The sequence below is a fragment of the Streptomyces sp. NPDC000880 genome (assembly GCF_053599675.1).
Genome location: NZ_JBSFMS010000084.1, coordinates 20,049 through 32,480 on the forward strand (window position 1 = coordinate 20,049; position 12,432 = coordinate 32,480).

General features: G+C 66.6%; 11 protein-coding genes and 2 pseudogenes. 7 read left to right on the forward strand and 6 right to left on the reverse strand.

Translation table 11 applies throughout. The features are described 5' to 3' along the window. From ACWDO5_RS24125 to ACWDO5_RS24135, 3 genes are read right to left on the reverse strand one after another with little or no spacing between them, the layout of a single operon-like run. The gene (locus ACWDO5_RS24125) at nt 1-255 is read right to left on the reverse strand and encodes an acyl carrier protein (protein ID WP_450532422.1); all 255 of its coding nucleotides are present in this window, start codon (nt 253-255) and stop codon (nt 1-3) included. 35 nt (nt 256-290) lie between these two features. After that, entirely contained in the window at nt 291-1,412 is a 1,122-nt protein-coding gene (locus tag ACWDO5_RS24130) for a radical SAM protein (RefSeq protein WP_450532423.1), read from the reverse strand. Between the two features lie 36 nt (nt 1,413-1,448). Further along, the gene (locus tag ACWDO5_RS24135) at nt 1,449-2,105 is read right to left on the reverse strand and encodes a Phenylacetic acid catabolic protein (protein WP_450532424.1); all 657 of its coding nucleotides are present in this window, start codon (nt 2,103-2,105) and stop codon (nt 1,449-1,451) included. Nucleotides 2,106-2,637: 532 nt separating this feature from the next. Between ACWDO5_RS24135 and ACWDO5_RS24140 the strand changes: the two genes are divergently transcribed. The 4 genes from ACWDO5_RS24140 to ACWDO5_RS24155 all read left to right on the forward strand — a co-directional run bounded on the left by ACWDO5_RS24140 (nt 2,638) and on the right by ACWDO5_RS24155 (nt 5,489). Then, complete coding sequence (locus ACWDO5_RS24140; RefSeq protein ID WP_450532425.1) at nt 2,638-3,825, forward strand: aminotransferase-like domain-containing protein; 1,188 nt, start codon at nt 2,638-2,640, stop codon at nt 3,823-3,825. Next, nucleotides 3,826-4,296, forward strand: coding sequence for a PaaI family thioesterase (locus tag ACWDO5_RS24145; protein WP_450532426.1), 471 nt, complete (start codon nt 3,826-3,828; stop codon nt 4,294-4,296). Between the two features lie 56 nt (nt 4,297-4,352). After that, nucleotides 4,353-4,571, forward strand: a complete 219-nt coding sequence (locus ACWDO5_RS24150; protein WP_450532427.1) for a hypothetical protein — start codon at nt 4,353-4,355, stop codon at nt 4,569-4,571. A 786-nt stretch (nt 4,572-5,357) separates the two neighbouring features. Further along, nucleotides 5,358-5,489, forward strand: coding sequence for a hypothetical protein (locus tag ACWDO5_RS24155; RefSeq protein ID WP_450532428.1), 132 nt, complete (start codon nt 5,358-5,360; stop codon nt 5,487-5,489). Between the two features lie 439 nt (nt 5,490-5,928). On the opposite strand, the pseudogene ACWDO5_RS24160 reads toward ACWDO5_RS24155, so the two are convergent. Together ACWDO5_RS24160 and rph are read right to left on the reverse strand one after the other, a co-directional pair. Continuing rightward, a pseudogene (locus ACWDO5_RS24160) lies at nt 5,929-6,110 on the reverse strand (hypothetical protein); the annotation flags it as partial. A gap of 165 nt (nt 6,111-6,275) precedes the next feature. Beyond that, nucleotides 6,276-8,879 (reverse strand): rifamycin-inactivating phosphotransferase, encoded by a 2,604-nt coding sequence (gene rph, locus ACWDO5_RS24165; protein WP_450532429.1) that lies wholly within the window; start codon nt 8,877-8,879, stop codon nt 6,276-6,278. A gap of 1,173 nt (nt 8,880-10,052) precedes the next feature. Between rph and ACWDO5_RS24170 the strand changes: the two genes are divergently transcribed. The 3 genes from ACWDO5_RS24170 (at nt 10,053) to ACWDO5_RS24180 (ending at nt 11,742) form a co-directional block, all read left to right on the forward strand. Continuing rightward, complete coding sequence (locus ACWDO5_RS24170) at nt 10,053-10,946, forward strand: phosphorothioated DNA-binding restriction endonuclease (RefSeq protein ID WP_450532430.1); 894 nt, start codon at nt 10,053-10,055, stop codon at nt 10,944-10,946. A 71-nt stretch (nt 10,947-11,017) separates the two neighbouring features. Next, complete coding sequence (locus tag ACWDO5_RS24175) at nt 11,018-11,296, forward strand: CopG family transcriptional regulator (protein ID WP_450532431.1); 279 nt, start codon at nt 11,018-11,020, stop codon at nt 11,294-11,296. Continuing rightward, nucleotides 11,293-11,742 (forward strand): PIN domain-containing protein, encoded by a 450-nt coding sequence (locus ACWDO5_RS24180; RefSeq protein ID WP_450532432.1) that lies wholly within the window; start codon nt 11,293-11,295, stop codon nt 11,740-11,742. The genes ACWDO5_RS24175 and ACWDO5_RS24180 overlap by 4 nt, the downstream gene beginning before the upstream one ends. A gap of 485 nt (nt 11,743-12,227) precedes the next feature. Here the strand turns inward: ACWDO5_RS24180 and ACWDO5_RS24185 are convergent. Then, nucleotides 12,228-12,432, reverse strand: a pseudogene (locus ACWDO5_RS24185) (IS1380 family transposase); the annotation flags it as partial.

A 12,432-nucleotide genomic window follows, 5' to 3' on the forward strand; every position in this document is an offset into this window, starting at 1 on the left:
TCACTCCAGGCCGGCCTTCTGCAGGCAAACCTTCAGCACCTGGCCGACTGTCTCCAGCTGGTCGAAGTCCTTCGGCTTGACGGCTATGCCCAGGTCCTTCTTGATGTTCTGGCTCAGCTCGACCATGTCGAGCGAGTCAATCTCCAGATCGTCGAGCGCCGCGTCGGGAACGATGTCTTCCCGCTCGACACCCAGCTCCACGATGGCATCCGTGATGAACGTTTCTATGGCGGTGCGGTCGAGCATGTCAGTCATCGGTCTCCTCACGGGGAATTCGGTGCATCCGGTGTTCAGGCTTTCTGAGCCGTGGACTTGCTGGCGTGGAGCGGCGACCAGTGCCACTGCCGCCAGTAGCTCTCCACGATGTCCAGCCACTCCTCCAGGCGCTCTACGCTGTCCAGGAAGCGGGAACCGCTCACCACCAGCCAGCTGTAGACGGCCTGGCTGTCCCGGCAGCCGTTGCAGTCGCCGGAAGTGCAGCAGAACTGCAGCGACTCGAGGTCGGCGCCCCACGCGGCGAAGCCTGGGATCACCGGATTGCCGTTCATCACCCGGTCGGCGTTCTCCGGGTGGTCCACGCTGAGACTGGGGCAGACTTCGTAACCGAACCGGTCACCCCAGTGGCTGACCCCCGTGATGAGCGCGTTGATGAAGTAGGGGTGGCTCACCACGGTGTCTGGGTACTTTGCCTTGACCCGCAGCGCCTCGTCGAGGATGCGCCGTTCGTTCTCGATTTGGATCGGGTTGTCGGTGCCGTGTTCGCTGTAGAAGTTGAAGGTGACGATGTTCCCGTTCTCTGCGATCTTTCGGACCGTGGACTCGAGATAGGGCACGCCGGCCTCGGTCAGGGCGAAGATGAACAGCACCCGCGGGTCGTCGCGGTAGTGCTCCAGCGCTGTGTCGAACAGGCCGGTGAACTTGGACCCGTTGACCCGGATCGCCCGCAGGTCGTCATCGAGCGGACCGCCGCCGAAGAGGCTGACCGCGACGGCTATCTGCTCGAAGCCCTGCATCGGCATGGGCCGCAGGCCGTTGGTGGAGATGGTGATGTACGGCATTTCCTCGACGAACGCCGCCACCCGGGGCAGCACCAGGGTCGGCTCACCGCCGATCAAGGTGGCCTGGTTGGTGCCTTCCTCGGCCAGCCTGCGCGCGAAGGTCCGTATCTTGTCGAGGTCCGACTGCTCGCGTACGGCAGTGTCGAACCCTCCCTCGAAGTACCAGCACCCCTTGCAGCGGATGTTGCAGGTATTGGTGAGATGCACCTCGCACGAGCGGATTTCGCGGCCCATGCGGCGGACGCGGTGCAACCGCTCGGCCAGGTCGGGTCTTGCGGCCAGGAAGGCCGCGGTGCGTTCCTTGGCTTCGCGGCGGGTCAGTGGACGCTGGGAGATGGTGACCGGTGTTGCCATCGGGTGGCTCCTAGGAAGTCAGGGAACGTGGGGCTGTCATTCCGGAACGTTCAGCCCCAGGTTCTTGATGCGTGGCGCCACCTTCGCCCGCCACAGGTCACAGGCCTGCCCATTGGTGGTCTTGCGCAGCCCGAAGCGCACCGCAAGCCGCGACCGTTCGGAGCGGGGGCTGCCAAAGATCCGTACGAATCCCGGCCACAGCCGGTCCAGCGCGTTCTGCAGCTGCTCGCGCCCCTCGTCGGTCTGGGCCAGGTTGCGGCACACCCGAGCGCCGTGCGCGATGTGCACCTTCTCGTCCAGGATGATCGTGCGTACGGCGTCGGCCCAGGGCTTGTAGCTGCTCTGCGCGAACTCCGAGATCATCACCATCGCGGTCTCTTCGCCGATGTACGAGAAGATGCCGCGCTCGGCCCAGGTGGTGCAGGTGTGGAACTCATGGCCGGCGAAGAGGTCCCGCTCGGACAGGGGCTGGGCCTCCATGTAGCTGGTGTCGACCCCGACGCCGGCGAGCACCGCCTTGCCGATCTTGTAGTGGTCGTACTCCTCCACGGCGCGTTCGGCGCACACCTGCCGTTCCTCGGCGTCGGGCGCCAGGGGGAGGAAGACCTGGATGTAGTCGTCACCGCCGGAGAGCTCACCCTCGGTGTTGACGATCATTCCCCGGATCGCGATCTCGCGATACTCCTCCGGCATCGCAAGAAATTCATCGGGAGTCCGGACGACAACTGCTTCGTCACTTGCAATGGGAAATCCCATATCGACCTTCACTTCCGGAACATATTCCACTTCTTCCGGCAACGGGCCGGAATTTCATGGCTCAGATGCAAACCCTGTGGATCATAAGAGTCACGATCTCGTCGGATCAACGGCAAAAATCAGCCACTGCCCCCAAGGGAATCTAAAAAGTCCACCAAGGGATCACAAAGAGGGACTCCCCGAATGCCCGTTTTACATCCCTTGTCCGCCAGGAGGTCGACCCTACGCCGGGGCCAGTCGATGCGGCATACACCGAGTAACCCCCTGTTCGGACACACTGGTTGGGAGGGCGGGCTCCGCAGCCTCGGGCCGTCCCGAGGGTTGTCCGGAATCATCCGCCGGACGCGTCGACCGTCAGGTGTATAGAGCATCCGGCGGCAAGCAACGGGGAATAGGTGAGGAGTTGGAGCGGATTTTTTTCGCTCTCTGCAGTCGGCATGGCCAGCGCCCGGCCCTATATGCTGGCGCTATGCTTTCACATACCACCCTTCCCGCAGTTGCCAAGCGTGCCGGCCCTGTCGGGTCCTCACCTGTACGCGAAATCCTGGCGCTCACCGAACGTCCCGAAGTCATGTCCTTCGCCGGCGGTCTGCCCGCACCGGAACTATTCGACACCGAGGGCATCAGGAGCGCCTACGACCGTGTCCTGGCGGAAAATCCGCAGCGAGCCCTCCAGTACTCCGTTACCGAAGGGGATGCGGACCTCAGGTCCGCGATCGCGGCCCGGATGTCCACCCGCGGCCTGCCCACCGAGGCCGACGACCTACTGATCACCACGGGTTCGCAGCAGGCGCTCACCCTGATGGCCGCCACCCTGCTGGAGCCGGGGGACGTGGTGCTGGTCGAGGACCCGTGCTACCTGGCGGCCCTGCAGTGCTTCAGATTCGCCGCCGCGCGTGTGATCCCCGTACCGACCGACGACGACGGTCTCGACCCAGCCGCCCTTGAGGAGATCGCCGCCCGCGAACGCCCCAAGTTGCTGTATGTCGTCCCGACCTTCCAGAACCCCACCGGCCGTACGCTCCCTGCGGCGCGCCGCATCGCGTTGGCCGAGATCGCCGCCCGGCACGGTTTCTGGATCATCGAGGACGATCCTTACGGAGAGCTGCGCTACGAGGGCGAGCACGTCCCGTGGATCGCCTCCCTGCCGGCCGCAGCCGACCACACGGTACTGCTCAGCTCCTTCTCCAAGATCATGGCGCCGGGACTGCGGCTGGGTTGCCTGCGCGCGCCCGCGGGCCTGCGCCGCTCCTGCGTCATCGCGAAACAGGCAGCCGATCTCCACACCTCGACCATTGACCAGGCAGCGGCGGCGCGTTACCTGCGGGACAGCGATCTCGACGCCCATATCGCCGTGATCTGTTCTGCCTATCGGCAGCGTCGCGACGCCATGTTGGACGGGCTGCCGGCGGCGCTGCCGCCCGGCAGCCGCTGGAATCGTCCGGTGGGCGGCATGTTCATCTGGGTGACGCTCCCGGACGGCTACGACGCGTCCCGGCTGCTGTCCCTCGCGATCGAACACGAAGTGGCGTACGTCCCCGGGGCGCCCTTCTTTGTGGGCGCCCCAGACCCGGGGGCCCTGCGGCTGTCCTTCACCACGCACTCCCCCGACGAAATCGGCGAGGGTCTGCGCAGACTAGCGAAGGTGTTCGAGTAGATGCCACTGCGAGGCGAGGCCGACGTCGCCATGTCCCCCGACGAACTCAACCACCTGATTGCACGCCAGTTCCCGGACTACAGCGCCTGCCAGGTGGTCGAGGTCGGCTCGACGCTCCTGGTGATGGAAGCCGACGGCGAACGGCTGCGGACCCGTCCCGGAGGAACTATCTCCGGTCCCGAGCAGGCCGGCCTCGCCGACCTGGCCGCCTTCCTCCTCATCAACGCACGGCTTGGTCCCACTCCGATGGCACTGACCAGCTCCCTCCAGATCAGCTTCCTGAGCCGCCCCGGGCCCGGCCTGCTGCGCACCCATGCCCGGATGGCGAAGTTCGGCAACCGCCTCTGTGTGGTGCTCGCGGAAGTCGAGAACCCGTCGGCCGGCTTGGTCGCGACCGCCACGGTGACGTACTCGGTCCCACCGATCGACCGGAGGTCCGCACCGCATGACAATGGGCGTCCGCGAACCTGAGCAGGCCCCGGGTGGGGAGAGTCATGAGGTGGAAACCTCCTCGAAGGAGCCACCTGATGAGCACGACGACTGATCACCTGATCGAGACCGCTGACGACGTGTCGCTTGCCGGGGCCGGCGGATGCGTCGACGGTGCCGGTGCGAGGACCACGACGGCACCGGTGAACGGACTCAGCAGCGAATTGCGGCGGAGGGCCTCTTCTGTCACCTGGAAGTCGAGTGACGAGGCCATCTCGGACGGATCCCTGCCGGCCATGCGCGAGCTGCCCTCCTGAGACTCCTGGGAGCCATTTTGGGAGCCGACTCGCTCCCGAAGTCCTTCCCAGCCCATGTCAGACCAACCGACACCACGTCTCTGACCAGCGGAGATTCGATCCACGCAGGTAAGAACCGTGCTCGAACCTCATTCGGGACGAAGAGGTCGTGGGTTCAAATCCCGCCACCCCGACGCAGGTCAGAGGGCCATTCGCATGATCGCGAATGGCCCTCTGTCATGCCCGGGGGCCAAACGAATTTGATCAGGCCACCGCGTCGCCCTCTTCGTCGTCTTTCGCCCTTTTTCGCCGGTCAGCGCCAGCGGCTGGAGTCGTTCACTGCGCTGGTCGCCGCTGGTGCGGTGGGCGCCGGGGACGGAGTGCGCCGGTTGCCTCGGGCGGATGAGTCGTGGGGGCTTTCGGGTAGGCCGGGCAGGTGGGCACTGCGACGCAGACGCCACACGAGGACGTCGCTGATGGAGCTCGCGCTGTCGAGCTCGCGCCGCACCCACCCGACTCCAGTGAGAAGCACCCATACGCCCGAAACCGACACCCGACCCCGACCCCGACCCGACCCGACCCGACATCGTCGCCCTCCTGTGCGACGCGGACTTCAAGCGCCGGCCTGACACCAACACGTACAGCCACCGCGACGGACGCCCGTTCAGCAAGGAGGAACAGGCCCTCGCCTTCACCGCCACCCGCATCGAACACGAAGAGGTAAGCGAACAGCTCGCGCGGTACCGGCAGTACCGCCGTACACGGAAGGAAGCGCCGGAAGCCTTCCATGCTTTCCTCGCCCCGTTCATGGAACAGCTCACCGAGAAGAACCTCGGCAACGCCGTCCAGCTCATGAGCGAGAACGACCGAACCGAGTTCGACCGGCTGCTCGGCCTCATGATCCACCCGATTCGGCCCTCCACCCCGAACACCTTCTGACGACGGCCCCCGTCCCGCCACGACCAATGTGAGGAAGTGACCAGGCCCGGGGCCGATCCTGGAATCTCTGACACCCAGGCACAGGGCGTCCAAGACGATGGCCGCTATCACTCACCGCGTGAACGCGCCGCGTCGAAGGAAGCACTGGGCACAGAGCGGACCACCCCTATCAGCTGCGGGCGGTGACGCGCGTGCAGACGCCAGAACAAGGCACCGCAGCACGAAGCCCGGCCTCCCCAACGGGAGGCCCGGCTTCAATGAGTTGGGAAGCCCTCAGCTGGCCGGAGCGCGCAGCATGCCCTCAACCCGCCGCCCATGCAAGCATCTTGAGTGTCGTCCAACACCCGGCGCAGCACCGGTGCGCTGCAACTGGGGGAGTCGACGAACGCGGCGACGAGGTCATGCGGCACGTCGGTGGCGAACGACACTGGCAGGGTGGTCAGAAGGCGGCCTGGGCCTTGTCGAGCGCCTTCTCCAAGTCGGCGTCCACGAGCCCCGGCGAGCCGGAGACGATCACCAGGACGTTGCCGGTCCGGATAGCCGTCTGCTTGACGACGCTGCGCTGCCGCCGGCGGAGTAGGTGAGCAGCTGGCTCCACTGATCGTCGCCCAGGTTGGGGGCGGCCGTCACCTGCGTGCCCACGTTGGAAGCACGCGGGTTCGCGGAATCCTGAGTGCGGAAACGAGTGAACCCGCACGCCGTCCACAGTTCGTGGCGGTTGGGCGTGCGGGTTCAGATGAATAGGAGGCGGTGTCTGTTCTCGACAGGTTCCAGGGGCTCAGTTCGTCAAGTCGTGGGGAGGATCTCGATGTACCCGTCGGTTCCGTTCACACGGATCCGCTGCCCGTCCTGGATCAGCTGCGTGGCGTGTTCTACCCCGACGACGGCCGGCAGGCCGTATTCCCGTGCGATCACCGTGCCATGGGTCATCAGGCCCCCGACCTCCGTCACCAGGCCCGTGATCGCGACGAAGAGGGGCGACCAGCTGGGGTCCGTGTGAGCCGTGACCAGGATGTCGCCCGGTTCGAGATCGGCCTGCGCCAGGTCCAGGATGACTCGGGCCCGCCCTTCGACGGTCCCGGCGGAAACCGGTAGGCCGACCAGCGCACCGGTCGGCAGGTCGTCGCGTCGGTACGCTCCGGCGAGGGCCTCGCCGTCCGATGTGAGCGCCCTCGGTGGCGTGAGCGCTTGATACGACCTGAACGCGTCCTTGCGCCGAGAGATGAGCTCGTCATCAACCTGGTTCGTACGCACGACGTCCTGAAGTTCGTGGAACCTCAGGAAGAAGATGTCTTCCCTCTCACGAAGCACGCCGGCCTGCACAAGGCGCTCGGCCTCGTCCAGCAGGGCCTGCTTGTACACGAAGTAGCGACTGACCATGCCGTACTTCGGATACTCGCGGTACCCGATGAACGTCCGGACGAAATCGATCTTCCGTTTGGTCTCTTCGGCCTTCCGCTCCCCGTCCGGCAGGGCTCGCAGGCGTTCCAGAAGTTCCTCTTCCTGCTTCCGCGCCTCCTGCCGCCCTTGCTCGAAGCGGCGCTCGCCGGCGCCTGGTTCGAGGTTCTTGATGTGGGAGAGGAGCATGGGCAGGAGCGTGGTGGGGCGTTCGCTCCAACGCGGCCTGGTGATGTCGATCTCGCCGACGCAGCGCATGCCGTACTTGTCGAGGTACGCCGCGATGGCGTCGCGCGCTTCTCGTCCGCCGTCGAGCTCGGCCAGCTCGTCGAGGAAGCCCTCGTCCCAGACATCGCGTAGAAAGGCGACGACTTCCGGATGCGGGCGGATGACGTCCGCGACATCGAGGAGCGACAGCCCCATCTCCGAGGTGACGTTGTGGGGGACGGACTGTGTGAGCGTGTCGGCCGCGTTCTTCTCGCCCAGCCACTCCTGCAGTTGCTCGTTTAGCCACCACGTCGCTTCCATCGCCGCCATGATCAGCGGCAGGCTCTGCGGATCGAACAGGAGCCGTTTCAGCTCCTGGATGTCCTCCAGGATGAAGTCGAACAGCGCACATCCGGACTTCGTCCGGATGTCGCGCTTCAACGCGGCGACGGACGCTTGGTTGCGCCCGATCAGCTCGGTGACGATGGCCGGATCGTTCTCGATCGGGGCCGGCGCGCCGCCAGGGACGACCGGCTCGCCGGGACCCTCGTCGGGGAGCGACGGAATGAAGTCGCCGCGGTCGAGGACGGTCTGCAGCGCGTCCCGGATCAGAGGGTCGGACTTCCCCAGGACCTCGAGGAGGCCGGCGCGGCTCCCCGGCGACGCCAGCTGCTGGGTGACGTCGACGAACAGCCTCCCACCTGCCTCGCACATCGGCCGGGGGGTCGTCAGCTGCCACAGGGAGAGCCCCAGGGGCTTCATGGGGTCGGTCATCATCTGCTGATGACCGACGGAGACGTAGACGTGATTGGCTCGGTCACCGACCTCCGGGACGGGGAACAGCGTGGTGATCGGCCGGCTCTGCACGATCTGGAAGCCGTCGTCGACCAGGCACCATTCGATGTCCTGGGGGCAGCCGAAGTGCGCTTCGATCCGCCGGCCCAGCTGCGCGAGTCGCACGACCTGTGCGTCCGGCAGCGCCGGCTGCTCCTGCCGCGCCGGCTCGATCGGCTGTTCCTGTGTTCCGCCTCCCGGCGAGGCATGAATGGCACGCTGCTTGGTGGCGACCGCCTTGGCGACGACTTCGCCGTCGCGCACCTGGTAGATGTCGGCGTTCACCAGGCCGGAGACCAGGGCCTCGCCGAGGCCGAAGCCGGCCTCCACGCAGGCGACCTTCCGGTTGGACGTGACGGGGTCGGCCGTGAACAGGACGCCGGCCGCCTGCGGGAAGACCATCTGCTGCACGACCACGGCCATGTGGACCTTGCGGTGGTCGAAGCCGTTCCGCAGCCGGTAAATCACGGCCCGCTCGGTGAACAGCGAGGCCCAGCACCGCTTGACGTGCTTCAGGATCGCCGCCGGCCCCACGACGTTCAGGTACGTGTCCTGCTGGCCTGCGAAGGAGGCCGTCGGCAAGTCCTCCGCCGTCGCGCTCGATCGGACGGCGTAGGCGGCTCGCTCGCCGAGCCGGGCGAGTGCCCTGGTGATCGTCGCCGCCACATCGTCAGGGACGACTATCCCTTCGAGGATCCGTCGGATCTCCGCGCTACCCGTGCGGATCGCCTCCCGGTCGTCCGGGTTCAAGCGCGACAGCCGATCCAGCCGATCGCCCATCGACGGTGCGTCCTCCATGATTCGCCGGAAGGCGTCCGTCGTCACGCAAAAGCCGGCCGGCACGTGGATGCCTTCGATGCGCGAAAGCTCTCCCAGGTGCGCGCCCTTGCCGCCAACGACAGCGGCCTGCGTCTGGTCGATCTCCCGGAGACCCAGCACATAGCTGCCCATCCGTTCACCTTCCCCTTCAGCCCGATCGGGCCTCTCGCGCTTCTCGTTTGCTTCGCTGGCCCTCGCCACACGAACCCGGCCCTTGCCACAAGCCCCGGGCGTATCCCTACACGTCGGGACGGCCAACCACCGGCTCGCAACCCGTCGCCCCGTGGTTGATAGGCCGTTCGACGAACGTCGACCCTGGCCAGCGGAAGCAACCCATACATCTACAACAACACGCATACTTCGTGAACCTGTTATTTCAGCAGGTTCTGGCCGTGGCCGACCATTCTGCGGTACGACCTGGGGCTTGCGGCAAGCCCCCCAGTGCGCTATAGGTTGAGAGTGGCAAGGAGTGGGTCTGCTCTTTGCCCTTTGTCATTCCGCAGCTGGCGGCGCACCGTGGGGCGGAGGTGTCATTGCCGCCCCGCCCCCCTGTGGTCAGCAACCGCGTGGAAGCTGGACTTGGGTTCCCACGGCAGGCCGGGGTACGTCGTGCCTGTGCGGTCGTCGCCGGGGCACCAGTGCTCACGCTCTCCACCACCACGTGCTCTACCAGCAACGTCACCAGGTGCGGGAGCACCAACTCCAGCAAGGTCTCACCCACCCGCAGCATGAACGCCCATGTGACGGAGCGTCACCGGCGCACGGCAGCACGATCCACTTCACGAAATCCGTGCCAGGACCCAACGCCCTGCCGAAAACACGGGTCCTACTTGTTCTCGCCCGGCTTGCCAACGTGTTCGCCGTCGCCCGGAGTGCCGTCGTCAGGCTTGGCCTGCTCCTGGCCGGGACTCCGCGGGGCGGCGGCGCCAGGTTCGGTGTGCTTGCCGTCGTCTCCGGATTTGTCGGTGGTGCCGGAGAGGTTGACTGGAAGGTGAAGGGGCGCCCCGCTGGTGTGATCAGCGTGGCCACTTCGCGGTGCGCTCGGGGTGGGCCGCGGTGACGTAGCGCATGGCCGTCTGCTCGGTGACGCCGAACAGGCGCATCAGCCTGAGGGGGTCGGCACTTTCGGACGCTTACTTGGTTGAGACCCGTCGCAACCACCTCGCCACGGCCCGTTAGGTCGCAACGGACAACGTCGACACGAAGCCAGCGGCCCCAGGCTGACGCCGCAGGGTGTCTGGGAGTCGACTCGCTCCCCAAGCCCCTTCGAAACCACCGCACCCAACGCCACTACGATCTCCGGTCATGGACTGGCTGGAGCGCACCGCGAGGCTGAGGCAGTGGAGCAGAAGCGGGACCCGCGCTCCGCACAAGCCACTGCTGTTCCTGTACGCGCTCGGCCGGTTCCAGCAGGATGCCGACAGTGAACTGCGGTACAGCGCAGTGGAGGACGACCTCAGCCGGCTGCTGGCCGAGTACGGTCCGCCCAACAGGACGACGCCCGCCTACCCGTTCCACCATCTGGTGAGCGACGGCGTGTGGGAGGTGCGCACCGATCGCGGACCGGGCAGTCCCGGCAGTGGCCTGCGGGAGCTGCGGGACGTCGGAGCCGCGGGGCGGCTGGCGCCAGAACTGCGGGCGGCGCTGCGGCGAGAGCCGTCGCTGCTCGGCCGGATGGCACGGGTCCTGCTCGACCTGCACTTCCCGCCTTCGCTCCACGGCGACCTGTGTGAAGCCGTCGGCCTGGAGCTGGAGCCGACGGAGACCGGACAGCTCTCGGCCATGCGGAGGCGGCGGGATCCACGGATGCGGGAGCTGGTCCTGACGGCCTACGAGTATCAGTGCGCCTTCTGCGGCTACGACGGCAGGATCGGCGCGGTGCCGGTCGGGCTGGAGGCCGCGCATGTGCGCTGGTGGGCGTTCGACGGCCCGGACGACGTCGAAAACGGACTGTGCCTGTGCTCGCTGCACCACAAGCTCTTCGACAAGGGCGTCCTCGGCATCAGTGACGGGCACCGCATCCTGGTCTCACAGCGCTTCGTCGGCCACAGCCCCGCCGCCCGCGAGCACGTCATAGCACTCGCCGGTCACCCGCTCATCGGACCTCAACCAGGCGCCCACCCCGTCGCGCCGATGCACCGCTCCTGGCACACCAGCCAGGTCTTTCACGGCAGCCCACGCCCCGCCACGGCCGCCTGATCGCCGAGCGTCGGGCGTCGATCACGTGACCCACTGGTAAGGAGTGTGATACCAGGAGTATGGTCTCTTATATGGCGACGAAGAAGGTAACCGTGACGATTCCTGAGGATCTCCTGGACGAGATCCGCGCGGATGCGGCAGAGCGGGGCCTGTCGGCGTACGTCGCCGAGGCGCTGCGCTTCAAGCGCGACCGGGACCGGCTCCGGGAACTGGTCGACTGGCTGCAGGAAGAACACGGACCCGTCACCGAGGACGAGCATGCGGCAGCGCTCGACGAGCTGGAGGATCTCGACGCCGAACACGAGCGGCGTCGAACCACCGGACAGCACGACGCCGGAGAGGCTGCGTGAAGAAGCGAGCCGGTGAGCACGGACAGCGGCCGCTCCGTGTCTTCGTACTGGACTGTGAAGCCCTGTCCCTGGCCGTACGCGGCGACCGGAAGATGATCGCCTGGCTCGACCTCGCGGCACGAGGGGAAGCCGAGGTGGTGACCTCCCCGATGACACTGGTGGAGGCGTACGACGGCAGAACGACCGAACAGCGCTGGGACTGGGTCCTGTCCCGGCTTCAGGTCGTCGACATCGGGAAGGACGAGGCCCGCCAAGCACGCCGGCTGCTGGCCGACGCCAAGTTGCACGGCCACAAGTACGCGATCGACGCGGTGCTCGCCGTCATCGCGCGACAGCAGAAGGGACAGGTCACCGTCTTCACCTCGGACGTCGACGACCTGGAGAAGCTGGTCCCGGACACGATCGTCGTCAAGAAGGTGCGACCCGACCCGCTCCGGTCTCAGTAGGACGCTGAGGATCCACCGCCAGGCACACGGATGTGCTGTTGCGAGCTCGTGAATCGGTTGGCGTGATCGGATGTGCGTAGTCCGGAAGGACTGGCCGAGTACGGTCGTGCGGCGGCCGACATGGGGCCGCCGCCCACCGAAGTCCTCCTGGGAGCCGTTTGGGAGCCAATCCGCTCCCCGAACGCCCGCGACACCACGCCGGACCGATCCACACCCACCACTTGACCTGGGAAAACGCCAGCCGCGCTGGCAAGATCAGCAACCGAACCTCATTCGGGACGAAGAGGTCGTGGGTTCAAATCCCGCCACCCCGACAGCTAAGCCTCGATCCACCGGCGTGGTTTGAGAGTGATCTTCTGACCGGTTTCTGAGCCGGTTTCGGGTCGGTGGCCGTGGAGGCAGGTGGTATCCGCTGGTCTGCCCAGCTTTTCCACGTGATCGGGGTTCCGGTCGGGCCCTTGGGGGCGGGGTGGGCAGGGACGCTGTCAGGCCGGTTCGGGTGGGCCGTGCGTGATAGCGAACATATGCGTCCAGGCGTGCTGCCGGGGCCAGTTGTGGGGCAGGTGCAGGGTGATGCGCCGTGCGGAGCGGGCGATCCGGGCCGGAACATGGATCAGGTGGGCACGGATCGTGGCGGTGGTCGCCCTGGCGTGGAAGACCGAGGTCAGCGCGCCTGTTGCCCGGAGCAGG

Bases quoted from the DNA above. Each gene is read 5' to 3' on its own strand.
- ACWDO5_RS24145 (WP_450532426.1), top strand. From the start codon at position 3,826: ATGCCACTGCGAGGCGAGGCCGACGTCGCCATGTCCCCCGACGAACTC.
- ACWDO5_RS24135 (WP_450532424.1), bottom strand. From the start codon at position 2,105: ATGCCGGAGGAGTATCGCGAGATCGCGATCCGGGGAATGATCGTCAAC.
- ACWDO5_RS24140 (WP_450532425.1), top strand. From the start codon at position 2,638: ATGCTTTCACATACCACCCTTCCCGCAGTTGCCAAGCGTGCCGGCCCT.
- ACWDO5_RS24125 (WP_450532422.1), bottom strand. From the start codon at position 255: ATGACTGACATGCTCGACCGCACCGCCATAGAAACGTTCATCACGGAT.
- ACWDO5_RS24170 (WP_450532430.1), top strand. From the start codon at position 10,053: ATGGACTGGCTGGAGCGCACCGCGAGGCTGAGGCAGTGGAGCAGAAGC.
- ACWDO5_RS24130 (WP_450532423.1), bottom strand. From the start codon at position 1,412: ATGGCAACACCGGTCACCATCTCCCAGCGTCCACTGACCCGCCGCGAA.
- rph (WP_450532429.1), bottom strand. From the start codon at position 8,879: ATGGGCAGCTATGTGCTGGGTCTCCGGGAGATCGACCAGACGCAGGCC.
- ACWDO5_RS24150 (WP_450532427.1), top strand. From the start codon at position 4,353: ATGAGCACGACGACTGATCACCTGATCGAGACCGCTGACGACGTGTCG.
- ACWDO5_RS24155 (WP_450532428.1), top strand. From the start codon at position 5,358: ATGGAACAGCTCACCGAGAAGAACCTCGGCAACGCCGTCCAGCTCATG.
- ACWDO5_RS24175 (WP_450532431.1), top strand. From the start codon at position 11,018: ATGGCGACGAAGAAGGTAACCGTGACGATTCCTGAGGATCTCCTGGAC.